Genomic DNA, 23908 nt, shown 5'->3' with positions numbered 1-23908 from the left:
GCTAATTACCTGGAAGGGTATACACATGGCCACTGCCACCGCGAAGCCGGACGTCCGTCCGAACAACACCCATTTTTCTTCTGGCCCTTGCTCGAAGCGCCCTGGTTGGTCGCTCGAAGCCCTTTCTGACGCGCCGCTCGGCCGTTCGCATCGCGCGAAGATCGGAAAGACGAAGCTCAAGCAAGCCATTGATCTCACACGCGAAGTTCTCGAAGTGCCTGCGGATTACCGCATCGGCATCGTGCCTGCTTCCGATACCGGCGCCGTCGAAATGGCGCTCTGGTCGCTGCTCGGCGAGCGCGGCGTCGACATGGTCGCCTGGGAAAGCTTTGGCGCCGGTTGGGTCACCGATGTCGTCAAGCAGCTGAAGCTGAAAGACGTTCGCAAGATCGAAGCCGGTTACGGCGAACTGCCCGATCTCTCGACCATCGATTTCGACCGCGACGTCGTCTTCACCTGGAACGGCACCACCTCGGGCGTTCGCGTCCCGAACGGCGATTTCATTCCCGCCGACCGCAAGGGTCTGACGATCTGCGACGCGACCTCTGCCGCCTTCGCGCAGAACCTCGATTTCGCCAAGCTCGATGTCGTCACCTTCTCCTGGCAGAAGGTTCTCGGCGGTGAGGGCGCTCATGGCGTCATCATCCTGTCGCCGCGCGCCGTCGAGCGTCTGACGACCTACGCACCGGCCTGGCCGCTGCCGAAGATTTTCCGCATGACCTCGGGCGGCAAGCTGATCGAGGGCATCTTCACCGGCGAAACCATCAACACGCCGTCGATGCTCTGCGTCGAGGACTATATCGATGCGCTGCTCTGGTCGAAGGATGTCGGCGGCCTGAAGAGCCTGATGGCTCGCGCCGACGCCAATGCCAAGGTCATCGCCGACTTCGTCGCTGCCAATGACTGGATCGCCAACCTTTCGGTCAAGGCCGAGACGGCTTCCAACACGTCCGTTTGCCTGAAGATCACCGACAAGGACGTTCTGGCGCTCGACGCCGACGGTCAGGCGAACTTCGCCAAGGGCATCGTCAGCCTGCTCGACAAGGAAGGTGTCGCCTACGACATCGGCCATTACCGCGACGCGCCGTCCGGCCTGCGCATCTGGGCCGGCGCCACGATCGAAACTGCAGACATGCAGAAGCTGATGCCGTGGCTTTCCTGGGCGTTTTCGACCCAGAAGGCAACGCTTTCCCAGGCTGCTGCCTGAGTTGATCGCATCCGGCTCCGCTGAAAAAGCGGAGCCTCGCAATCCCGATTACATTCCATCGTTGAACCTTTTGAAGGAAGCCCCCAATGGCACCTCGCGTTCTCGTATCCGACGAACTGTCGGAAACCGCCGTCCAGATCTTCCGTGATCGCGGCGTCGAAGTCGATTTCCAGCCGCAACTCGGCAAGGACAAGGACAAGCTCGCCGAAATCATCGGCAATTACGACGGTCTCGCCATCCGCTCCGCCACCAAGGCGACGGAAAAGCTGATCGCCGCTGCGACCAACCTCAAGGTCATCGGCCGCGCCGGCATCGGTGTCGACAACGTCGATATCCCGGCCGCCTCGCGCCGCGGTATCATCGTCATGAACACCCCGTTCGGCAACTCGATCACGACGGCTGAACACGCCATCGCTCTGATGTTCGCCGTTGCCCGCCAGCTGCCGCAGGCCGACGCCTCCACGCAGGCCGGCAAGTGGGAAAAGTCGAAGTTCATGGGTGTCGAAATCACCGGCAAGACGCTCGGCGTCATCGGCGCCGGCAATATCGGCGGCATCGTCTGCAAGAAGGCCATTGGCCTCGGCATGCATGTTCTCGCCTACGACCCCTTCCTCTCTGTCGAGCGCGCTCAGGAGATGGGCGTCACCAAGGTCGAGCTCGACGAGCTTCTCGCCAAGGCCGACTTCATCACGCTGCACGTGCCGATGACCGACAAGACCCGCGGCATTCTCGGCAAGGAAAACCTCGCGAAGACCAAGCCCGGCGTCCGCATCATCAACTGCGCCCGTGGCGGCCTGGTCGATGAAGCAGCGCTTGCCGAAGCCATCAAGTCCGGCCACGTCGCCGGCGCCGGCTTCGACGTCTTCGAAGTCGAGCCCGCCAAGGAAAGCCCGCTGTTCGGCCTGCCCAACGTCGTCTGCACGCCGCATCTCGGCGCATCGACCACGGAAGCGCAGGAAAACGTTGCCCTTCAGGTTGCCGAGCAGATGTCGGACTACCTCGTCAAGGGTGCCGTTTCCAACGCCATCAACATGCCCTCGATCACCGCTGAAGAAGCACCGATCCTGAAGCCGTTCATCAAGCTCGCCGACGTTCTCGGCGCCTTCGTCGGCCAGGTCTCGGAAGACCCGATCAAGGAAATCGAGATCCTGTTCGACGGCGCGACCGCGACGATGAACACCAAGGCTCTGACGTCTGCGTTGCTCGCCGGCCTCATCCGCAACCAGGTCGCCGACGTCAACATGGTTTCGGCACCGATCATGATCAAGGAAAAGGGCATCGTTCTTTCCGAGGTCAAGCGCGACAAGACCGGCGTTTACGACGGCTACATCAAGCTCACGGTCAAGACCGACAAGCAGACCCGCTCGGTCGCCGGCACTGTCTTCTCCGACGGCAAGCCGCGCTTCATCCAGATCAAGGGCATCAACCTCGACGGCGATGTCGGCGCGAACATGGTCTACATCTCCAACACCGACGTTCCCGGCATGATCGGCTTCATCGGTACGACGCTGGGTGCCGCCGGCGTCAACATCGCCAACTTCCAGCTCGGCCGTGGCGAGCAGGGCGGTGACGCGATCGCGCTGCTTTATGTCGATGGCCCTGTCAGCGACGACGTCCTTGGAAAATTGACCGCCAACCCAGCAATCCGACAGGCCAAGCCGCTCGTATTTGCTGTTGATTGAGGCTTTCCTCCCAGGGAAGATGTGAAGAGACCCGGCGCAGGCGACTGTGCCGGGTTTTCTGTTTTCAGGCTTTCGCGGCGGCGTTGATCGCAGGCCGGCGGGCGCTATCTACCTGATTGCGTGCCGCTCCGGCCGATCATTAGGGAGATTTTCATGACACGATTTGCCGCCGCCATCGCCATTGCGCTCACCTCGCTGCTGGCGCTGTCGTCCTGCGCCAACACCGCCAACGGCCTCGCCAAGGACGGCCGCCAGATGGGCAATGCCGTCGATGACAGCACGCACCGGGTGCTGAAGGCCGGCCAGAACTAAGCATCGGTCACGTATGCAAAAAAGCCCGCCTGGATTGGCGGGCTTTTCGTTATCTTCGATCGATCCGGCTTTTACTGCGGGTTCGCGGGAGCCGGTGCTGCGGGAGCAGGGGTCGCCGGTGCTGGCGTTGCCGGGGCCGGCGTCGCGGGCGCTGCGGCCGGTGGCGTTGCAGCCGGCGGAGTGGCCTGCGAGGCGGGCGGCGTTGCGGGTGCCGCGGGTTCGGTCACGGGTGCCGTTGCGCTCGGCGCGGTTGCCGTGGGAGCCGAAGCGCCCCTTGGCCAATAGGTTGCCGCCAGGGCGACGATGACGACCAGAAGTGCGATTGCAACCCACATGGTTTTCGACGAACTCTTCGCCGGTGGGGTGTTCGCGGCATTCGGACGATTGAAATCATTGGTCATGGTGCTTCTCCTCCTCGATCACAAACGCGCGAGGAAGAGATAGGTTCCAGAATGTGGCAGGCGCTGCCTTCCGGTTGCGGCGCACGAACCGCGAAAGCCGGCGCGGGAGGCTGCGCCGGGCTTTGTGATGTTGATCGCGGGCGTTCCGCGACACGCGCCGTCAAAACTGCTGGTAGAGAAGCGTGACGGCGTTGACGCGGCTTTCCTCGCTGCCGGCCTCGACGCCGAAGAGCGACAGGAACGGCGATGCCGCGCCGGTCGAACCGTTCGCGAACATCGACCGGAGCCGCTGGGATTCGCTCGTCTGCTGCGCCTGCTCGCGTACAAGATCAGTCAGGTCGATATCGTCGCGCTTGCTGACGGCGCTCGCCGATGTCGTCGATGCCTTCGAGGCAGAGGCGCCTGCGGCGTGCGTCGGAGCGGTCGGCAATGGTGTTGCAATGGGGGCCGTGCCGCTTGTCGCGCCGGTACTGGAAGCCGGCTGGCTTTCCGATGCCGGTTGTTCGGCTGGCTCGCTGGCCTCGCCTGACGTCACCGGATCGCTTGCCTGATGTGTTGGGGTTGCCTGTTGCGTATCATCGGCAGCCGGTGCCTGAGGTTCGGTTTGCGGCTCAGCGCTGTAGGTCTGATCGTCGGTTTCCTCCGGCGGATAGCTGGTGGGCTCTTCGCTTGCCGGGGAAGGGGAGGCCGATTGCTCGGGCGGTGCCGTTGTCTCCGATGCGCCTTGCGATGGGCTTGTGGTGGAGCTGGATCCACTTGATGGTTGATTGGGATAAAATATGCCGTCTAGGAACATATGCGAGCCTTGCAAATTGAATGACTCGCGCCGGATAGAGGCAACCTCTTGCGAAAATCTCTCAAACAGCCGTCGCTTTTTAAGAAATGTTTAATGATCTAATTTTGCATCTAGTTGAATAGATTGGAGAATACACGCCCTGGGGATCGTGGCGCGCTTCACCCCTCAAAATTCACGGGAAAATGCGCGCCACGCGTGCTGTTAACATAGTCTTAAGCCTTTGACGAAATCGGCCGTAGCAATCGCAATGCGTTGATCGTCACCAGCACCGTGGCGCCGGTGTCCGCGAGAATGGCGGGCCAGAGGCCGGTGATGCCGGCGATGGTCGTAACCAGGAAGACCGCCTTCAGGCCGAGCGCGATCGAGATGTTCTCGCCGATATTGCGCATGGTGCGCTTCGACAGCGCGATCATGGCGGCGACGTCGGAAACGCGGCCGTGCAGGATCGCGGCATCGGCCGTCTCCAGCGCGACATCCGTGCCGCCGCCCATGGCGATGCCGACATCGGCCGCAGCCAGCGCCGGCGCGTCGTTGATGCCGTCGCCGACCTTTGCGACCTTCAGGCCGCTCTTCTGCAACTCGCCGACAATGCGCTGCTTGTCCTCGGGCATCAGCTCGGCGCGAACCTCGATGCCGAGTTCCTTGCCGATGGCGTTGGCGGTGCGGGCGTTGTCGCCTGTCAGCATGACGATCCGGACACCGGCGTCGGTCAGCGCCTTCAAGCCCGATTTGGCGTCGTCACGCGGCTCGTCGCGCATGGCGATGGCGCCGGCCAGCTGGTTGCCGACGACAAGCACGGAGACGGTCTTGCCTTCGTCGTTCAGCCTGGTGATGCGCGCTTGCTCATCGTCCGAGAGTGCTGCTCGTTCGGCAGCCGCCTTGGGGGAGCCGAGGAAGACCTGAAGGCCGGCGACGGTCGCGGTCACGCCCTTGCCGCCCAGCGCCTTGGCGTCGGTTGCCTGCGGAATGGCGATGGCGTCGCGCGCGGCCCTGCCGAGGATGGCGAGCGCCAGCGGGTGACTGGAGCCGGTCTCGAGTGCGGCGGCATAGGTCAGCACCTCGGCTTCTGGCTTGCCGAAGCTCAATATGTCGGTGACGACAGGTTTGCCCTGCGTCAGCGTACCGGTCTTGTCGAGCGCCACGGCGTTGATCTTGCCCAGCGTCTCGAGAACCGCGCCGCCCTTGAGCAGCAGGCCGCGTCGCGCGCCTGAGGACAGCGAGGCGGCGATGGCGGCGGGCGTGGAGATGACAAGCGCGCAGGGGCAGCCGATCAAGAGGATCGCGAGGCCCTTGTAGATCCACTCGTCCCACGCGCCGCCTATAACCAGCGGCGGCAGGATGGCGACGAGGGCGGCAACGACGACGACACCCGGTGTGTAATAGCGTGAGAAGCGGTCGATGAAGCGCTCGGTCGGCGCCTTCTTCTCCTGCGCTTCCTCGACGAGGCGCACGACGCGGGCGATGGTGTTGTCGGCGGCAGCGGCCGTCACCTTGACGCGCAGGGCCGCGTCGCCATTGACCGTTCCCGCGAAGACGACGTCGCCTTCGCCCTTGCGCACCGGCGTGCTTTCGCCTGTCACCGGGGCCTCGTCGATCGCGCTCTCGCCGGACAAGATGATGCCGTCGGCGGAGATGCGGTCGCCGGGGCGCACGAGGATGGTCGAGCCGACGGCAAGCGTTTCGGCCGGCACCTCGCGGGTTGCGCCGCCCTCTTCTAGAAGGGCGCTTTTCGGCACCAGCGTCGTCAGCGACTGGATGCTGGCGCGCGCCTTGCCTGATGCCACACCTTCCAGCAGTTCACCGACCAGGAACAGGAAGACCACGGTTGCGGCTTCCTCGCCGGCATGGATGATGACGGCGCCGACGGCGGCGATGGTCATCAGCATCTCGATCGAGAAGGGCGTGCCCGACAGCGCGGCCATGATCGCGCGGCGGGCGATCGGGATGAGACCAACCAGCATCGCGGCGATAAAGGCATAGGGCGCGATCGAGGGGACGAGATGGCCGACGATATAGGCGATGACGAGGGCAGCGCCCGAGAGGATCGTCAGGCGGCCCTTGCGGCTCTGCCACCATGGGCCTGACATGGGCGTGTGGTCATGACCATGCAGGCCTTCGATTTCGGCGGGGACGCTTTGGCTGTCGTGAGCATGATCGTGTGCGTGGTCATGGTGGCCGTGATCATGATCATGATCATGATCGTGGTCGTCATGCGCATGGTCCCGCGTATGGCTGTGTCCGTGATCATGGCCGCAGTCCGGTCCGTGCACATGCTCGGCGCCGTGGCCGCTCGGGCGGGGTGCCTCGGTGGTCGCGAAGGGGCGCAGGCCGTAGCCGAGGCCGGTCACCTTCTTTTCGATCGCGGCAAGGTCGCTGCTGCCGTCGTGGCGCACGGTCATGGTGCCTGATGTTACCGACACCGAGACGTCCTCGACGCCGGAGACGCGGCGTACGGCGGTGTCGATCTTGGCCGCGCAGCTGGCGCAATCCATGCCGTCGACCCTGTAGCGCTTCTCGATCCTGTCGCTCATCATCGGCTTCCTTTTGGGCTTCCTTGTCATTGACGAGCATCCTTCCTACATCCTCTAGCGACTAGAGGTGCAAGGGGGAAATGATGAAAAAGATCACCATCGGCGAGGCATCGCGCCAAAGCGGCGTAAAGGTGCCGACGATCCGTTATTACGAGGGCATCGGGCTATTGAGCGCGCCAAGTCGCAGCGAGGGCAACCAGCGCTCCTACGAGCCCGCCGATATCAGCCGTCTCGTGTTCATCCGCCATGCCCGCGAACTTGGCTTCGAGGTCGATGCGATCCGCACGCTTCTCATCCTGCAGGACGATCCGAACCAATCCTGCGCCTCGGCCGATGCGATCGCCAAGGCGCGGCTTATTGATGTCGAGCAGCGCATCCGCAGCCTGATGGCGCTGAAGGTGGAACTGGAGGCCATGGTCGCCGGATGCGGCCACGGGCGGGTTGATCAGTGCCGGGTGATCGAGGTTCTGGCCGATCACGGGCAGTGCGCGCATAGTCATCATTGAGTTGGGCGATCTTTGTGCACACCTTTCCAGTGTGTGAAGAAAAGCCGCGAAACATCATAACAAGCGGTTAGCGCTGCACATGGCGAAGGCGGTTCGCCTAAAGTTTGTGCGAACTATGATTCTGATTTTATTTAGCTTTTTTCACTATAACTGGCAGGATCAGCCATCAAAATCATGTGATTGTGATATTGCCTATGACAGGTATTCAGAGAGCATTCGTTTCGACCGATACTCCCAATGATGATTTCCAGTCTCTCTTCGCAACCCATCCGTCGCCGATGTGGGTCTACGACCCCGATACGTTGCGTTTCCTGATCGTCAACAACGCCGCCGTCGATCTCTATGGTTATTCGCGGGAAGCCTATTCAGGCATGACCGTGCTCGACATTCGCCCCGTCCAGGAGCGCCAGCGAATGATCACCGCCGTGCACGCGCGCTCCGATATGGAACGGGCCGAGCGCTGGACGCATCTGAAGGCCGATGGCACCATGCTCGAGGTGATGACCTACGGGCGCGGCGTGCGTTTCAACGGCCGCGATGCGATCCTTGCCATCGTGCAGGACCGCACGGAGGTCAATGCCGCGCATCGCGAGGTGAGCGACACGCGCTCTCTGCTTGATAGCATCGTCGACAACCTGCCGGTCGGCGTGTTCGTCAAGGATATGGAAGCGGATGGTCTCTATATCCTCTTCAACGAAGCCTGCGGCGACATCATCGGCCGTCATTCTCTCGACGTGGTCGGCCGCAGCGACCATATCTTCTTCAACGACGAGCAGGCAGCGGCGTTTCGCGAGCAGGATGCCCGCGCCTTCGCGGCGCCCGCGGCGATCAGCTTCGAAGAGACGATGCAACGCAGCGACGGCCAGCAGCGGATTTTGAGAACCGTCAAGCGCGCCTTGCCGTCGCCCGATGGCAGCGCTCCGCGCTACCTGCTCGGCATCTCGCAGGATGTGACCGAGGAGCGCTCCGTCGAGGCGCGGCTGGCCTATATGGCCATGCACGACGTTCTGACCGGCCTGCCGAACCGCGCCTTCTTCGCCGAGCACATCAAGCGTGTCTCTTCGTGCGCTACCGCCGACAAGCCGGTGGCGCTGCTTTATCTCGACGTCGATCACTTCAAGCATATCAATGACAGCAAGGGCCATGCGGCGGGCGACGCGCTGCTCTGTCAGGTGGCCGCGCGGCTGACCGGTCTTGCCGACCACGGCGATCTGGTGGCGCGTCTTGGTGGCGACGAGTTCGCGCTGGTGGTGGGCTTCCGGGAGGCCGGCTGCATCGAGCGGTTCGCCGAGCAGCTGCTCGCATCGCTCTCTTCGCCCTTCGATCTAGATGGCGTCAACGAGCACGTGACCTGCAGCATCGGCATCGCGCTGGCGCCGGATCATGCCGAGGACGACGACGTGCTGATGCGGCATGCCGACCTTGCGCTCTACGCGGCCAAGGAGAGCGGCCGCTCGACCTATCGCTTCTACGAGCCCTCGATGCGGCTCGAGGCCGAGCGCCGGCACTTGCTGACGGTGGAGCTGCGCGAGGCGCTGCAGAAGAACCAGTTCGAGCTCTATTACCAGCCGATCGTGCAGCTGGAAAATGACGGTCTCGGCGGCTTCGAGGCCCTGATCCGCTGGAACCATCCGGAGCGCGGGCTGGTGCCGCCGATGGAGTTCATTCCCGTTGCGGAAGAGACCGGGCTGATTGTTGCGATCGGCGAGTGGGTGCTGCGCGAGGCCTGCGGGACCGCTGCACGCTGGCCCTCGAACCTGAAGGTGGCCGTCAATCTCTCGGTCAGCCAGTTCCGCCACAACAGCCTGCTTGCGAGCGTCGTCTCCGCGCTCGACGAGAGCGGCTTGCGGCCGGAGCGGCTGGAGATCGAGATCACGGAATCGGTCTTCCTCGCCGATGTCGGCCAGAGCCTGCCGCTCCTGAAGGCGCTGAAGGAACTCGGCATCCGCATCGCAATCGACGATTTCGGCACAGGCTATTCCTCCTTCAGCTACCTGCGCGCCTTTGCCTTCGACAAGATCAAGCTCGACCGCAGCTTCATCGCCGGCATCGACACCGATCCCGGCAATCTGGCGATTGTGCGCGCCGTTGTCGGCATCGGCTCCGGCTTCAACGCGACGACGCTGGCCGAGGGGATCGAGACCGACGCGCAGCTGCTGCGGTTGCGCCAGGAGGGGTTTCACGAGGTTCAGGGGTATCTGCTGGGCAAGCCGATGCCGCTTGCGGAAGCGGAGCGGTTGATTGCGGGCGGGGGCGTGGTGGCTTCGACGGCGGCTTGATGGGGGTGGGTGCGGTGCTTGTTTGGAGAGGGTGTGCCGTGGGATACCCCCCTCTGTCCTGCCGGACATCTCCCCCACAAGGGGAGAGATCGACCCGTGGTGATGCGGTCGCCAGGCAATTGAGGTTAGAGCGAGCGGCTGCCCCCAGCCAATCTCCCCACCTGTGGGGGAGATGCCCGGCAGGGCAGAGGGGGGTATCACACGGCATAACGGCCGTGAGACCAAGTGCCACACGCCAAAACGCCCACCCCACCCCAAAATCACCGCCCCTTGCACGCGCCCCCAATCCTTTCTATATCCACCGCTAGACAAGAACCGGCGGTCGATCCCGTTGGTCGCGATGCAAATCCGCCAAAATTCTGTAGGATAGGGCGGATAAAGATACCCTTTTGAACTGGCAGCACCCCCGTGAACACACTGGATTTTGACAAGAGGCCGGAAGATACGCGCGTTGTCGTGGCCATGTCTGGCGGCGTCGACAGCTCGGTCGTGGCCGGCATTTTGAAGCGGCAGGGCTATGATGTGCTCGGCATCACGCTGCAGCTCTACGATCACGGCGCGGCCGTGCACCGCGCCGGCTCGTGCTGCGCCGGCCAGGATATCGACGATGCGCGCCGGGTCTGCGAAACGCTCGGCATCCCGCATTATGTGCTGGATTACGAAAAGCGCTTCCGCGACACCGTCATCAATCCGTTCATGGAAAGCTATGTCGCCGGCGAGACGCCGATCCCCTGTGTGTCGTGCAACCAGACGGTCAAGTTCGCCGATCTGCTTGAGACCGCGCGCGAGCTCGGCGCCGATGCGCTGGCGACCGGTCATTATATCCGCTCCGGCGCCAACCCGGCCCCCGGCAATCCCGGCCGCCGCGCGCTCTATCGCCCGGCTGACGCCGATCGCGACCAGAGCTACTTCCTGTTCGCCACGACGCAGGAGCAGATCGACTATCTGCGCTTCCCGCTCGGCGGGCTGCCGAAGGCGGAAACCCGCAAGCTCGCCGAAGAGATGGGCCTTGTCGTCGCCAAGAAGGCCGACAGCCAGGACATCTGTTTCGTGCCGCAGGGCAAGTACACCGACATCATCAACAAGCTGAAGCCGAATGCGGCGCTGGCGGGCGAGATCGTTCATCTTGACGGCCGGGTGCTCGGCCAGCATGAGGGCATCCTGCACTACACGATCGGCCAGCGGCGCGGTATCGGCGTTGCCACCGGCGAACCGCTCTATGTCGTCTATCTCGACGCCCGCTCGCGGCGCGTCATCGTAGGCCCCAAGGAAGCGCTGGAGACGCACCGCGTCTATCTGCGCGACGTGAACTGGCTTGGAGACGAGGAGCTTGCGCAGGCGGCTGCGGGCGAGGGCTTTGCCTGCTTCGCCAAGGTGCGCTCGACGCGCATGCCGACGCCGGCCGTGCTGCATGCCGATAACACCGGCATCTATGTGGATCTCGCGGTGGGCGAGGCGGGTGTCGCGCCCGGTCAGGCCTGCGCGCTTTATTCGGCGCCGGGCGACAATGCACGCGTCTATGGCGGTGGTTTCATCGAGCGCTCGGAGCGCGAGCCGGCGGCGGAAGCATCGCTGAAGGCGCTTCTGGCGGGTGCCGTGGCGGCGTGACAAAAGCCCGGTGATTTTCTCGATCATGTGCTTGACATGACCGTGAAGGCCGCCTTATAAGCCGCTCATTCAACGAGCCGGGCGCATCGCAAACGGCATCGTTAGGTGGTTTGGCTGGGTAGCTCAGTTGGTGAGAGCGCAGGATTCATAACCCTGAGGTCGGCGGTTCAATTCCGCCCCCCGCTACCATTCTTCCGGCAATAACAACGTCTTAAGACAATGTGCCGGCCACCAGGAATACACCAGCCCAAAACAAAGCGGACATTTCCGCGGCGACCAGAAAGCCAAAAACGCTATCGTTCATGTTTTCCTCCTTCGGCAACCTCCATTGCCTAGGGGAAACGATAGGTCGGATCGCATTGTTCCGCCACCAAAAAAACACGTCTTCGCCTTTTCTCCTTCGTAAGCCGGCTATTGCGTGGCCACCATGCAACTTTCCGCACGGATTGGCAGGCCCATCACTCAAGACGAAGAAGAGCGAGCCGCGCCGAAGCGCGGCCCACCGTTTGGGTTTGCTTAGAAGGTGCGCTGGAAGCGCAGGAAGCCCTGGACCTGCTCGGGCGCGTTGTCAGGGTCGTAATACTGGACGCTGAGCTTGGTGAGCAGGTTCTTGGCGATCTTGTAGTCGACGGTCACGCCGGCGCGCCAGGCGTCACCGCCGGTGAATTCGCCGTTGGAATCCAGCGAGATCTTGCTGAAATACTGGTAGCCGGGGATGATCGTGAGCTTGTCGGTGGCCTTGTAGACGTATTGCGCGCCGAGCGCCCACTCGGATTCCTCGTAATAGTAGTTGGCGCCGCTGGCCCACAGGCCATAAAGGCCGAGCTGGCCCGGGCCGATGTCGGCAAAGAGGATGCCGCGCAGCGCCACTTCCTCGGTGTCGGTGTCGTAACCGGCAAGCAGGTAGCCGCTGACGGCGCCGGCCTTGCCGAAGAGCTGGCCGGTGACGCCGACATTGTTCGGGCCTTCGCCCGGCTTGGTGCGATAGCGTTCTTCCAGTTCGTCGACCGACACGCCGGCGCTGAAGTTCGGCGTCTCGTACATGTAGCGAACCGAGTTGTGGATCGTCTGGTTGCTCGAGATCACGTCGGTTTCACCGGTGCCGATGCTGCGGTCGTTATCCCACCAGGAATACTGCATGCCGACGCGGAAGCCGGCGAGGTCGATATAGCCTTCCTGCAGAAGGGCGGTCTGGTTGGTGGCGTTTTCGGCGTTGGTGCGCAGCGTGATGACGCCGGTCAGCGTGCCGTATTCGGTCTCGCTCTTGGAGCTCAGCGTGATCTGGCCACGGGTCCAGGAGTTCCAGTCGGACGTACCGGAGACGTTGCGGCCGAAGCGTTCTTCGACGCGGACATAGCCGCCGACCGAAAGACAGGTTTCGGTGCCGGGGATGTAGAAGTAGCCGGTGCCGTAAGCGTCGCAGACGCGGACGTATTCGACAGCTTCAGGTTCGGCCGCGACGATGGCGTCGGCGGCCTGCGCTGTCGACATGATGCTCATGGCGGCGGCCGTGCCTAGGAGGATGGTGCGGATAGTCATAGGGGGCGTTCCTATCGTGGTTGATAGGAATTTGCCTACTGGATGGCCAATGACAGTCCGATGACAACATTGCGGCGGTGAGGCCGCTCATGCTGCATTGCAAAACGTGTATCTCATTCGCCACATATTGAATTGTACCAGCGAGGCGAGAGATTCCAGCGTCGGTTGTGAAGGCCGAAATGCACGGCCTTCAATGGTCGCCTTCAATGGTCGATCGCGCCGATAAAACCCTTTCAGCCCTTGATGAACTGGCTGGCGCGAGGCCCTGCCAGGGTCACCTGCCAATTGGCCTTGCTGTTGAAGTTCTGGCTGGCGAGGAAGGTGTAGCCCGTTCGCTGCCATGGCTTGACGTTGTAGGCGAGATTGTCGAGCACGTAATCGCCGGACTTCAGACGGGCGATCAGCACGAGATGGTTTTCGCCGCTGCGATCGAGGACCACCGAAAGCGCCAGCTTGCTGGTCGGAAAGCCGATGTCCAGCAGGGTCTTCATTTTCAGGAGCGCGTAGTCCTCGCAGTCGCCCTTGTTGTTGACGGGCAGCGTCCAATTGTCCGAACGACGGCCCTTCGCGATGCGGTCCTCGGTGGGCTTCACCTTCGAGTTTACGAAGCGGTTGACCTCCTGAAGCGCTCGCAGTGCTTCCTTGTCGCCAATGTCGACGCCGCCCTTTCCATGGCATACCCATCCATATTTGGCACAGGCTGCACCGAAGCCTACAGGTGGAGAGATAGAACGGCTGGCGGGAATTTCAGATCCTGCAAAACTCTGACTAGAAATTAAAGGAATACTCATAACAAAACTTAGAATGGCCGCAATTCTCCGCATATAAAGCTCCTTGTGTTACTCGGTGGTTCCGCGATTATCTACTATTAGATGATGCTTTTATACTAAATAATGCAATTGCAGCCGAAATGAGTACGCTCCTCATTTTTATTTGTCCTTTCTAATTTATAGCTCACTCATATAAAAATTCCCTGTTAACGCCACGTTAACGATGGGAGTGAGCGAAATGAACAGAACACTATTGAAGCTCTCTGTCAGTGTAGGATTTCTGCTGGCAGGAACGAGCCTAGGGAGCGCCCAGGCGCTCAATCTCGATTGCAGAAGCGTGCAGCCGGGATCGATTGAGGAGCGACTGTGCTTCCCGGTGCAGTCGATTTTTGACGTAAACCCCTTCACGGATTCCAACCATGACCGTGGCCGGAACGGGAACAACGGGTCTTCCAGCAACGGTGGTGGCGGCGGTGGTAGCAGTAGCGCAAGCGCCGACCCGATCACCGTAATCAGTGATCCTGGCGGCGAGGATGACGGCAACGGTCGTGGCCGTCATCGTGGCCGCCATCATGGCGGCAACAACAATGGCGGTGGTTGGAACGACCCCGGCAATGGTAATGGCCATGGACATGGCCACGGCAATGGCGGTGGCGGCGGTGGTAGCGGCGGCAATGCCGGCAACGGCGGCAATGGCGGCGACAACTACGGCGGCAACGGCGGCAATGGCGGCAATGGCGGCGGCGGCGGAAACGGCGGCAACTACCATGGCGGCAAGGGCGGCAACGGCGGCAATGCCGGAAACGGCGGCAACGGCGGCAACAACCGAGGCGGCGACGGCGGCAACGGTGGTAACGGCGGCGGCGGCGGCAACGCCGGCAGCTGGTGGGGCGGTGACGGCGGTAACGGCGGTAAAGCCGGTAACGGCGGTCGCGGCGGCAACAACCGAGGCGGCGATGGCGGCAATGGCGGCAACGGCGGCGGCGGCGGCACTGGCGGCAGCTGGTGGGGCGGCGACGGCGGTAACGGTGGTGCTGCCGGCAACGGCGGCAACGGCGGCAACAACCGCGGTGGCAAAGGCGGCAAGGGCGGCAACGGCGGCAAAGGCGGCAATGGCGGCGACAACCACGGTGGCAACGGTGGTAACGGCGGCAAGGCCGGCAATGGCGGCAATGGCGGCAGCAACAACGGTGGCTTCGGCGGAAGCGGTGGCAACGGTGGTTCTGGCGGCAATGGCGGCAGCAACGGCGGCGGCAGCGGTGGTAACGGCGGTGCTGCAGGCAACGGCGGCAACGGCGGCAGCAACAACGGCGGTAACGGCGGTGCTGCTGGCAACGGTGGCAACGGCGGCAATGGCGGCAGCGGTAGTGGCGCTGGCGGCGGCGGCGGCGGTGGCTCCGGCGGCAACGGCGGTGCTGGCGGCAACAACGGCGGCGGTAACGGCGGTGCTGGCGGTAGCGGCGGCAACGGCGGCAACGGCTCCAGCAATGGCAGCAGCGGCGGCGGCGGCGGTAACGGCGGCAGCGGCGGCGGCGGCGGTAGCGGTCCCGGCGGCGGCAACGGCGGTGCTGGCGGCAACGGCGGCAACGGCGGCAGCGGCGGCGGCGGTTCCGGTGGCTCTGGCGGCCAGGGTGGCGCCGGCGGCAGCAGCGGCAACTAAGCGCTGCTCGCACATGCCTCGATGGGGAAATGGCGGGCTACAAGAGCCGCGCCATTTCACCGTCGCAAACATCAAGCCCGGGCGAGGTGCCCGGGCTTTTGGGGTTTAGGCATTCTGGCTTCGGCGCTCGGCAAAAAGCGCGGTTAGCGGCAACGTTTGGGCCGAAGGCTCTCAGGTGCCGGAGAACTGGGCCGCGCGCGGTCCGGCTAGCGTCACCTGCCATGCGCTCTTGTTGTTGAAGTTCTGGCTGGCGAGGAAGGTGTATCCGGTGCTCGACCAGGGCTTTACGCTGCCTGCGAGATTGTCGAGCACATAATCGCCCGACTTCAGGCGGGCAAGGAGCACGACGTGGTTGCCGCCATTGCGGTCGATGACCACTGAGATGGCGAGCTTGTTTGCGGGAAAGCCGGCATCGAGCAGGGATTTCATCTTCAGAAGCGCGTAATCTTCGCAATCGCCCTTGTTGTTGATCGGCAGCGACCAGTATTCGGCCTTACCCGTCGTGGCATAGTCCGTTGCCGGCCGGACGCTCGAATTGGCATCGCGGTTGATCTTCTTCAGAAGCGGCATCGCCTTTTCGTCGCTGATCTCGCCGCTGCTGGTGTTGTGGCAGAGCCAGGCATAGCGGGTGCAGGCCGAGGGGAAGCCGATGGGCGCGCCGATCGAGCGGGATGCGCGCAGCGTGGAGCCGGCCGTGCTGGTATTGGGGAAGGCCATCAGCATTGTCGCCAACACTGAAATCATGAATGATATCCGCATGATCACACCTTTCGGCTCGCCGCGTGGGTGCGCGGCGGCAGTCTATGCTGCTGAATTTGATTGAGATTTTATGCGTTAGAGGTTGAAGACGTACTAACGGTTCGGCCTGTCACGCGGCCGTCTATTAGCGTGTTCTTACCTTCTGATGGTGAGTCGGACAAGGAAATCGCGGGCGCTGTCAGGCAAATCCCACAGATCTTTGCGTTCGACGCCGGCCCGCTTATCCGACCGTCATCCGCCGCAGCCTGTCGCTCTTCCAATAGAACTGGTGGGCGAGCGCGCCGAGCACGTGCAGGCCGATCAAGGCCCACAGGATGACCTTCAATATTTCGGCATGAATGGAGCCCGCCGCGCTTGCTCCGAAGTAATAGGCGGCTATTCCGCTCAGCGGCATGGCGAGCAGCAGAAGATAGAGCAGGCCATGTGCGATGCTCGCTGCCGTGCGCAGCAGCGGTGGTTCCTCCGCCGAAGCTGCCGGCACGCCCTGCGTTGCCCGCAGAAGGAGGCGAAGCGCAACGGCAACAAGGATCGCGATGCCGGCCCAGGCGTGGATGTTGGCGCTGGCGATCTGGTCTGCCGTCGCAGTGCCGCTCACGCGCATGCTGCGGTTCCAGGCATTCATGCCGTCGGGGAGCAGGAGATTGAAGAAGACGAGCAGCGCGGTCAGCCAATGCAGGATGCGTTGCGCAAGCGAATAGGATCGCGGGGAGGAAGATGTCGCGGTGTGCGTTTCAAGCGGCATGCGGATCGCTTTCGGTTGTCAGCCCAGCCGCCGCATAGCGGTCGCAACTGACGCAAGCCTGAAACGCGCCCGGCGCGCCGCATGCTCCCGATACGAAAAAGCCCGGCGCAGGACCGGGCTCTTTCGACAGGCGGCTTGCCGCCTTTATGCATGCGAGGTCAGAACTTGAAGCCGACGCCGACGGTCACGACGTTCTGGTTGAAGTCGGTATCGACGCCCAGAAGATCCTTGCTGCCGTAATCGTTGTAGCGATATTCGAGGCGGCCGAAGATGTTGTCGGTGAAGGCGTAGTCGACACCGGCGCCGACTGTCCAGCCGGAGAAGGTGGCGCTGTCGCTGCCGAGAGGTGTGTCGACATGGCCGCGGGCACCGGTCCAGCCGGCCGCGCCGTAGAGCAGGGCGTGGTCAAGCGCGTAACCGACACGGGCGCGAACCGATCCCGTCGTGTCGAACTTGTAGCTGTTGACGCCGACGTCTTCGGAGTTCCAGTTGTAGGAAACGTCGCCTTCGACACCCAGCACGATGCTGTTGTCCAGCTGCCAGTTATAGCCGGCGAAACCGGTGATCAGGCCGCCATTCATGTTGGACGAGCCGATGCCGGAGAAATCACCATTGCCCCAGGCGCCGCCGCCCTGAAGACCAGTGTAGAAGCCCGTCCAGGTGAAGACAGGTGCTGCCTGCTCGACGGGTGCGGGTGGTGGTTCGGAGACAAGGTCGGCCGCCGAGGCTGACCCGGCAAGCATGAGTATCGCTGCTGACGCAGTAAGGATGCGAACATTCATGATAAGATCCCTCTCCTATGAATAAGGGTACACTCTTCACTTCAATCGGGAACCGCGGTGCCCAACCGTGGATCGCTGCGTTTCGCACGCCAACGGCATGCCGCAGACAATGGCGCCTATGCGACCCGACGTACCAACGTCGCCACATCTCGAATGGTTCCATCACAAATGGCTAATTTTGCGGCGAACGGCCGGAAGCGTGCCTATTCGGCCGCCAAAGTCGCGTTTCTTTGGCTCAGGAATGCGCTTATATCGGCGGCGGGCATCGGCCGGCCGAAGAAGTAGCCCTGGCCGATATCGCAGCCGAGCTCAAGCAGGTGGTTCAGCTGACGCGGCTCCTCGATGCCTTCGGCGGTGGTCTTGATATTCAGGCTGACGCCGAGCGCCAGCATTGCGCGCACGATCTTTTCCTGGCGCTCGTCGTCGCGATAGGTGGCGATGAAGCTCTTGTCGATCTTGATCTTGTCGAAGCGGTAGCTGGCGAGCTGCGACAGGCTGGAATAGCCGGTGCCGAAATCGTCGAGCGCGATCTGCACGCCGGCATCGTGGAGCTCATCGAGGACGGCCGCGGCGCTCGCCGGGTCCTGGATCAGGGCGTTTTCGGTGATCTCGATCTCGAGACGGTGGGCAGGAAGATCGTTGACCGTTAGCGCCTTGAAGATGCGCGCCGTCAACAGGCGGTCTTCCATCTGCACCGGCGACACGTTGAAGGAGAGCGTGATGTGATCGTCCCAGGCAAGCGCATCGTTGCAGGCCTGGCTCAGCAGATCCTCGAAGAGCACGGTGATCAGCCCGGTTTCCTCGGCGATGCCGATGAAGACTGCGGGCGGAACGCTGTTGCCTTCGTCGTCGGTCCAGCGGGCCAGCGCCTCGAAGCCGCAGACCTCGTCGGTCTTCAGATCGATCAGCGGCTGGTAGAACGGGCGGATCGCCTTGTTCTTGATCGCGACCCGCAGCTTTGCTTCGAGCGAGGCGCGCAGCGCCACCTTGTCGCGCATCGAGGCTTCGAAGGCGAGATAGTTGTTCGGCCCGCGCGACTTGGCCTCGTACATGGCGAGGTCGGCGCGGTGGGCGGTGTCTTCCAGCCTTTCGCCCTGCTGCCAGCGGTCATAGCCGACGCTGGCGCCGACTTCGACGGCAAAGCCGTTGATGTGGATCGGGCGCGTGACGGCCTGGATCAAAAGCCGCGACAGGCGCTCCTCATGCTGCGACGACAGTCCGGTCGCGACGATGATGAATTCGTCGCCGCCGAAGCGATAGACGGAATCGGCGCTGCCGATGGCGCAGATCCGCTTCGATACCTCGACCAGCAGCGCATCGCCGCCATTGTGGCCGATCAGGTCGTTGACCTTCTTGAAGCCGTCGAGATCGACGCAGAAAATGCTGACGTTGCGCTCCCATTCCTCGCTGTATGCATCGATCTGCGCGCGCCGATGCAGGAGAACGGCGCGCTCGAAGGCGTAGCGGTTGGGAAGCTTGGTCAGGTGGTCGTGCGTCGCGGTCCAGTCGGCCTTGGCTTCCGCCTTGGCGCGCAGGTCCATCTCCTTACGGAGATCGGTGATGCGCAGGACGGAATAGACGAAGCTCATCGTGCCGGCGACGGCGAGTGCGAGCACCAACTTGTCGGCGCCGTAGCTATCGAATTGCTGGACGAACAAGGCGAGCAGATCGCCGAATTGCAACACCGCGCCGACGACCCACAAGGCCGCGCCAAGCGCCATGAGGGACAGCCACTGCCGTCCGGCTCTGCTCCGGAAAAATACCGGCATGCTCCCCACTCCATCTCCACCTTGGCGGGATATAGCACGGAAGTCTAAAGTATCCGTTGAAACTAGGGGGTGACTTCTAGTTATCTCCGCCTACTCATAGGCGTATCTAGATTTGTTAAAATATAAAAAGGAAACGGGCGAACATCGTCGTTCGCCCGCTATTCGCATGCTAGAGGTGCATCAGCATGGATACGGTAACGGCCAGGCACAGAAAGATCGCGCCGCCCGTAAACCGCATGAGACGCGTGCGTTTCAGCCGCGCCCCGTTCCAGTCGTAAGACATGGTCAGGCCTCCTTTTACGAAGGATTATCACCTGGAAATGCCAGGCGATTTAGCTTTTGCGCAATTGGCTTGCGCAAGGCTTATCTAAATTTCTGGATGTGAAACTATAGAAATTACACGCGGTCGAAGCGCAGCGACCAGCGTGTGCCGTTGCTGGTCATCCTGACCGCTGAGAGCGGCTCGACATCGATATGCCAGAAGGACGACAACGGCGCCCCAAGCGCGATCAAGACCGCCAGGCGGATAGTGGGGGCATGGCTGATGGCGATGGCGTGGCCGCCGAGCGCGGACTGTGCCTGCATCCAGGGCGCGACGCGGTCGTGAAGGGCGCGGATGCTTTCGCCGCCGTGCGGGGCGGCGTCGGTGTCGGTCAGCCAGGCGGAGAGGGCGTCCGGTTCGCTCTGCTGCAGCGCCATGATCGACTGGCCGGCCCATCGGCCGTAATCGCAATCGGCCAGGGTGGGCACGACCTCGGCGCCAAGCCCGAGGGCATCGGCCGTCTGGCGGGCGCGCAGTGCCGGGCTGGTCATGATGCGGTCGGCGCGCGGGATGGCCGGCGCCAGCGCCCGGGCGTCAATCATCGCCTTGTCCTCCAGCGCCTCGTCGAGCGGGAAGCGGGCCTGCCTGATGGCGGCGGTGGCGCCGTGGCAGATGAAGGTGAGACGCGTCATCACGCTGGCTTTTTCCTTGTCACGCGAGAGATGCCCTTCTGTAGCAGTGCCCTTGTGTGACAGCGCGTTGACAGGTCGAGGGCGGCAGCTATAACGTTGATCTCGTAGGTTTGGAAGCCGGTGAAATTCCGGTGCGGTCGCGCCACTGTGATCAGGATGAGGATACCTCAAACTGGAAGTCAGACCCTACCCACGAACATTCTCGACTGAACGCGTTTTTCCAGGAGGAATTCATGTCTCATACCACGCTTGCGCCCACCTCGGTGGCTGCTCCCATTCCCGTCGGCGATATCCTGCCATGGGCCATTTTCGGCGGCCTGCTGATGCTGATCGCCATCTATTTCGTCGGCACCGAAGAAGGCGCGATGGCGCTGTTCAACGGCATGTATGTGCACGAGTTCGTGCATGACGGCCGACACCTGCTCGGCTTTCCCTGCCACTAAATCGTGGCGCGATCCTTCGGATTCGCTTTTCACGATTTAAGTCTTTGTTTTATCGAATGTCGTTGCCGCAAAACCGCTACGCGCTTTTGCGCGGCATGCTCTTGGGGAGTTTGAGACATGGTTGGAAAACTTTTGCTTCGCGGCATGCTGGCGGGCCTGATCGCTGGCGTCCTGGTGTTTGCCTTTGCGCATACGTTCGGCGAGCCGCTCGTCGATCAGGCGATCGGTTTCGAAGAGGCGGCCGCGCAGGCAGCCGGTGAAGCGGCCGAGCCGGAGCTGGTGAGCCGCGCCACACAGGCGGGCATCGGCCTGTTCACGGGCGTGATGGCCTATGCGATTGCCGTCGGCGGCATTTTCGCGCTGATCTTCGCCTTCGTGCAGGGCCGCGTCAGCAGCCTCAGCGCGCGGGGGACGTCGGCCGTCATCGCGGCCGCCGCCTTCGTTGCTGTCGTCATCGTGCCGAACATCAAGTATCCCGCCAATCCGCCCGCGGTCGGCAATCCGGATACGATCGGGGTCAGAACCGAGATGTTCTTCCTGATGATCGTGGTATCGATCGCCGCGCTGATTGCCGCGATCTCGCTGGCTCGGCGGCTGGCGCCGCGCTTCGGCGCTTGGAACGGCGCGATCATGGCCGGATTTGCCTATGTGCTCTTCATCGGCGTCGTGCAGTATCTGCTGCCTGTCATCAACGAGGTGCCGGAAAATTATTCGGCGATGGTACTCTGGCGGTTCCGCACCACCTCGATCGGCATGCATGCGATCCTGTGGACCGTGATCGGTCTCGCGTTCGGGGCGCTTGCCGAGCGCAAGCTGGCGGTTGCCTCGGCTGTTCGCCGGCCGACCGCGCCGGTTCTTCACTGACGAAAAGGAAAGCCCCGGTCCGGCCGGGGCTTTTGTCCGACATGATCGCCCGATCCGTCCGTCTTTTATTGTGCCTCATCCTGCCGCTGCTTGCCGCCGGCGGGGAAGCTGCCGCGCATCAGCGCAGCACCGACGGGCCGCACACCGGCCTTGCCATTCCCGAGATTTCGCATGGAGAGATGATCGTGATGGCCGAGCATCGGGCCGCCATCATCGACCTTGCGTCGCGCGCCACCGATACCGACGAGCCGTTCCGTCGCGTGCTGAACTACGCCGCGATCCAGTATGCCTATTGCTTCTGGGGCAAGATGCCCGGCGGCGTGACGGATGAGGCGAGCCCTTTCAACGAATGCTCGCACGCCTATCTGGCGGCCACCAAGGCGGTGCTGCTCAAGCTGCGCGACATGCCGCGCGAGACCAGGGCTGCTGACGCGATCGTCTCCGAGATCGACGTCGCCATGACCATGCGCGGGCTGTCGCTGATCACCTGCGCCTTCAGCGGCGAGGCCTTCAACACGGCCGATGTGATCCGTCCGCATTGGGCCGACATTCCCACCCATCTCGCCAGCATGGCATCGCTGACCGGCCTTGCGGCTCTCTGCTTCCTGATGGTGATTGCGTGCCGACGACTGCTTGGTGCCAAGGCGCCGGACCAGATCTAGTTCCGGTCGGTCTCGCGGTGCAGGTGCATGGCCACCAGCATGGCGGTGAGGTGCACCGTGTTCTTGGCGCCGTATCGCTCCTTCATCCGCTCCAGCCTGTGCTCGACCGTGCGATGCGAGATGCCGAGTTCGGTGGCGATCTGCTTGGCGGTCGCGCCCTCGGTCAAAAGCTGGACCACGGCCTCGTCGGTGCCGTCGAGCTTTGCCTGCCGCTCCGGTGCGTTGAACATGAAGCGGCCGTTGGTGACGGTCAGCAGCCAGGCCGGCTTGGCCTCGGTCGTCCGTTGCGGCAGAACCATGCGTTCATAGGCGATGTTGACGCCGAGCAGCTCGGTCTTGACCATTTCCATCGACGGTTTCTGCGAGGCGATCACTTCGCGATAGCGCGGAATGACTGCGGTCTCCATATAGCTCCGGTCCTTGAAATCGCCAATGCGCTGGTTTGCGAAGAGCTTGTTGATATTGAGGATGCGCGACGCAAAGCCGGAGGAGCGGACCACCTGCAACCGCCAGTCCAACGGATCCTCGCCATCGAGCACGACAACCGTCAGTCGCATCTTGATCGTCAAAAGGTCGACCGCATCACGATAGACAGCCTCGGGCGGCCCCGGCTGATGCGGAGATGTGCTCAGCCAGGCGTCGAGAAGCTTCTGCGTGACGGTGTGAAACGTGGTGTCCTTGGTCATCAACTCAGGCGTGAAATGTGCGACAGGTTAATCGAACAACCCAGGATGGGTTCATGCGGTGCACCATTCTGCGGTCAACTTACACCAAAGGATTCGTTTGAACAGAATATTCAATGTAGAGGCGAGTAAATCTTCGCGTCGAACGCGAAGGAATGCGCGTTAAACGCGTCTGGCCTCGGCAGGCCTGCGTGGGGTCGTGAACGCCGGCGATCAATCGTCGGCGTAGCGCTGTTCGCGCCAGGGATCGCCATACATGCTGTAGCCGTTGCGCTCCCAGAAACCGGCTGCATCCGCGGGCATGAGATCGATGCGGCGCAGCCACTTGGCGCTCTTCCACAGATAGAGATGCGGCACGATCAGCCGCATCGGCCCGCCATGCTCGCGGGTCAGCGGCAGGTCTTCCCAGGCAGTGGCGAGAATGGCGTCTTCGGCGGCGAAATCGGCAAGCGGCAGGTTGGTCGTGTAGCCGTCATAGCTGGTCAGCATGACGTGGCTCGCCTGCTGTTTCGGCATGGCGAGGTCGAGCAGATCGCGCGTTGCGACACCCCTCCACTTGTTGTCGTAGCGCGACCATGTCGTGACGCAGTGGATATCCGACACGCGCGTGCTCTGCTCCAGCGCCTGAAAGGCGGTCCAGCTGAGATCAAGCGGGGTCTCGACCAGCCCGCCGACTTCCAGTCGCCATGTGTCGGTGGACACGGCAGGCTGTTCGCCGAGATCGAGCACCGGCCAGTTCTTGACGAGATGCTGGCCGGGCGGCAGCCGGTCGGTCTCCGGCCTGCTCGTGCGGCCGGTCAGGAATTTGCCTTCGTCGGCCCAGCGGCGTTTCGAATTGGTGAGCTTGCTATCGGCGGGGATCTGGTCGTCGCTCATTATGCGGCCTTTCGCGTTGCGGGGATTACGTCACCCAAGCCCGGTTGCTGTCAAGCGCCGGTATTGCGCCGCAAATTCTCCGC

General features: G+C 62.7%; 22 protein-coding genes and 1 tRNA gene. 11 read left to right on the top strand and 12 right to left on the bottom strand.

The genetic code is table 11. The features are described 5' to 3' along the window. The first annotated feature begins 25 nt into the window (after positions 1–25). The 3 genes from ACVTFQ_RS13755 (at position 26) to ACVTFQ_RS13745 (ending at position 3201) form a co-directional block, all read left to right on the top strand. Positions 26–1207: a phosphoserine transaminase gene (locus tag ACVTFQ_RS13755; RefSeq protein ID WP_111563289.1), complete on the top strand. Its 1182-nt coding sequence runs from the start codon at positions 26–28 to the stop codon at positions 1205–1207. 86 nt (positions 1208–1293) lie between these two features. Further along, on the top strand, positions 1294–2889 hold the full coding sequence (gene serA / locus ACVTFQ_RS13750; RefSeq protein WP_111563288.1) for a phosphoglycerate dehydrogenase: 1596 nt from the start codon (positions 1294–1296) through the stop codon (positions 2887–2889). A gap of 153 nt (positions 2890–3042) precedes the next feature. Beyond that, positions 3043–3201 (top strand): entericidin, encoded by a 159-nt coding sequence (locus tag ACVTFQ_RS13745; protein ID WP_111563287.1) that lies wholly within the window; start codon positions 3043–3045, stop codon positions 3199–3201. 71 nt (positions 3202–3272) lie between these two features. On the opposite strand, the gene ACVTFQ_RS13740 is transcribed toward ACVTFQ_RS13745, so the two are convergent. The 3 genes from ACVTFQ_RS13740 to ACVTFQ_RS13730 all read right to left on the bottom strand — a co-directional run bounded on the left by ACVTFQ_RS13740 (position 3273) and on the right by ACVTFQ_RS13730 (position 6929). Further along, positions 3273–3602: a hypothetical protein gene (locus ACVTFQ_RS13740; RefSeq protein WP_111563286.1), complete on the bottom strand. Its 330-nt coding sequence runs from the start codon at positions 3600–3602 to the stop codon at positions 3273–3275. A gap of 160 nt (positions 3603–3762) precedes the next feature. Next, positions 3763–4137 carry a hypothetical protein gene (locus tag ACVTFQ_RS13735; RefSeq protein ID WP_146618500.1) on the bottom strand — a complete coding sequence of 125 codons (375 nt, stop codon included), beginning with the start codon at positions 4135–4137 and terminating at the stop codon, positions 3763–3765. A 473-nt stretch (positions 4138–4610) separates the two neighbouring features. After that, positions 4611–6929, bottom strand: a complete 2319-nt coding sequence (locus tag ACVTFQ_RS13730) for a heavy metal translocating P-type ATPase (protein WP_111563284.1) — start codon at positions 6927–6929, stop codon at positions 4611–4613. An 83-nt stretch (positions 6930–7012) separates the two neighbouring features. Between ACVTFQ_RS13730 and ACVTFQ_RS13725 the strand changes: the two genes are divergently transcribed. From ACVTFQ_RS13725 to ACVTFQ_RS13710, 4 genes are all read left to right on the top strand, one after another. After that, positions 7013–7435, top strand: coding sequence for a MerR family transcriptional regulator (locus ACVTFQ_RS13725; protein ID WP_111563283.1), 423 nt, complete (start codon positions 7013–7015; stop codon positions 7433–7435). Positions 7436–7629: 194 nt separating this feature from the next. Then, positions 7630–9714 (top strand): putative bifunctional diguanylate cyclase/phosphodiesterase, encoded by a 2085-nt coding sequence (locus ACVTFQ_RS13720; protein WP_112950294.1) that lies wholly within the window; start codon positions 7630–7632, stop codon positions 9712–9714. 408 nt (positions 9715–10122) lie between these two features. Beyond that, positions 10123–11322, top strand: a complete 1200-nt coding sequence (gene mnmA / locus ACVTFQ_RS13715; protein ID WP_111563282.1) for a tRNA 2-thiouridine(34) synthase MnmA — start codon at positions 10123–10125, stop codon at positions 11320–11322. Positions 11323–11434: 112 nt separating this feature from the next. Continuing rightward, positions 11435–11511 (top strand) — tRNA-Met (locus ACVTFQ_RS13710). 327 nt (positions 11512–11838) lie between these two features. Here the strand turns inward: ACVTFQ_RS13710 and ACVTFQ_RS13705 are convergent. Both ACVTFQ_RS13705 and ACVTFQ_RS13700 read right to left on the bottom strand, forming a co-directional pair. After that, the gene (locus ACVTFQ_RS13705; protein ID WP_111563281.1) at positions 11839–12861 is read right to left on the bottom strand and encodes a porin; all 1023 of its coding nucleotides are present in this window, start codon (positions 12859–12861) and stop codon (positions 11839–11841) included. A 233-nt stretch (positions 12862–13094) separates the two neighbouring features. Continuing rightward, entirely contained in the window at positions 13095–13685 is a 591-nt protein-coding gene (locus tag ACVTFQ_RS13700) for a transglutaminase-like cysteine peptidase (protein ID WP_111563280.1), read from the bottom strand. 184 nt (positions 13686–13869) lie between these two features. Between ACVTFQ_RS13700 and ACVTFQ_RS13695 the strand changes: the two genes are divergently transcribed. Next, entirely contained in the window at positions 13870–15291 is a 1422-nt protein-coding gene (locus ACVTFQ_RS13695; RefSeq protein ID WP_181459278.1) for a hypothetical protein, read from the top strand. Positions 15292–15462: 171 nt separating this feature from the next. Here ACVTFQ_RS13695 and ACVTFQ_RS13690 read toward each other — a convergent pair whose 3' ends face one another. From ACVTFQ_RS13690 to ACVTFQ_RS13670, 5 genes are all read right to left on the bottom strand, one after another. Then, on the bottom strand, positions 15463–16035 hold the full coding sequence (locus ACVTFQ_RS13690; protein WP_289727140.1) for a transglutaminase-like cysteine peptidase: 573 nt from the start codon (positions 16033–16035) through the stop codon (positions 15463–15465). 235 nt (positions 16036–16270) lie between these two features. Continuing rightward, the gene (locus ACVTFQ_RS13685) at positions 16271–16792 is read right to left on the bottom strand and encodes a cytochrome b (protein WP_111563278.1); all 522 of its coding nucleotides are present in this window, start codon (positions 16790–16792) and stop codon (positions 16271–16273) included. 158 nt (positions 16793–16950) lie between these two features. Beyond that, entirely contained in the window at positions 16951–17574 is a 624-nt protein-coding gene (locus ACVTFQ_RS13680; protein WP_047509289.1) for an outer membrane protein, read from the bottom strand. Between the two features lie 203 nt (positions 17575–17777). Next, positions 17778–19343, bottom strand: coding sequence for a putative bifunctional diguanylate cyclase/phosphodiesterase (locus ACVTFQ_RS13675; RefSeq protein ID WP_111563277.1), 1566 nt, complete (start codon positions 19341–19343; stop codon positions 17778–17780). Positions 19344–19739: 396 nt separating this feature from the next. Beyond that, a complete protein-coding gene (locus ACVTFQ_RS13670) occupies positions 19740–20300 on the bottom strand; it encodes a histidine phosphatase family protein (protein ID WP_111563276.1) in 561 nt (186 codons plus the stop codon). A 230-nt stretch (positions 20301–20530) separates the two neighbouring features. Between ACVTFQ_RS13670 and ACVTFQ_RS13665 the strand changes: the two genes are divergently transcribed. The 3 genes from ACVTFQ_RS13665 (at position 20531) to ACVTFQ_RS13655 (ending at position 22266) form a co-directional block, all read left to right on the top strand. Further along, positions 20531–20740: a CbtB domain-containing protein gene (locus ACVTFQ_RS13665; RefSeq protein ID WP_018902549.1), complete on the top strand. Its 210-nt coding sequence runs from the start codon at positions 20531–20533 to the stop codon at positions 20738–20740. 117 nt (positions 20741–20857) lie between these two features. Continuing rightward, positions 20858–21604: a CbtA family protein gene (locus ACVTFQ_RS13660; protein ID WP_111563275.1), complete on the top strand. Its 747-nt coding sequence runs from the start codon at positions 20858–20860 to the stop codon at positions 21602–21604. A 41-nt stretch (positions 21605–21645) separates the two neighbouring features. Further along, a complete protein-coding gene (locus ACVTFQ_RS13655; protein WP_111563274.1) occupies positions 21646–22266 on the top strand; it encodes a hypothetical protein in 621 nt (206 codons plus the stop codon). Here ACVTFQ_RS13655 and ACVTFQ_RS13650 read toward each other — a convergent pair. Then, the gene (locus ACVTFQ_RS13650) at positions 22263–22952 is read right to left on the bottom strand and encodes a response regulator transcription factor (protein WP_111563273.1); all 690 of its coding nucleotides are present in this window, start codon (positions 22950–22952) and stop codon (positions 22263–22265) included. The two genes, ACVTFQ_RS13655 and ACVTFQ_RS13650, sit on opposite strands and share 4 nt — an antisense overlap. A gap of 210 nt (positions 22953–23162) precedes the next feature. Continuing rightward, positions 23163–23825 carry a sulfite oxidase-like oxidoreductase gene (locus ACVTFQ_RS13645; protein ID WP_111563272.1) on the bottom strand — a complete coding sequence of 221 codons (663 nt, stop codon included), beginning with the start codon at positions 23823–23825 and terminating at the stop codon, positions 23163–23165. Positions 23826–23908: the final 83 nt, after the last annotated feature.

The sequence above is a fragment of the Rhizobium sp. O111 genome (assembly GCF_055616315.1).
The sequence above is the reverse complement of the archived record's forward strand: the minus strand, read 5'-3'. Positions and strand labels throughout refer to the sequence as shown.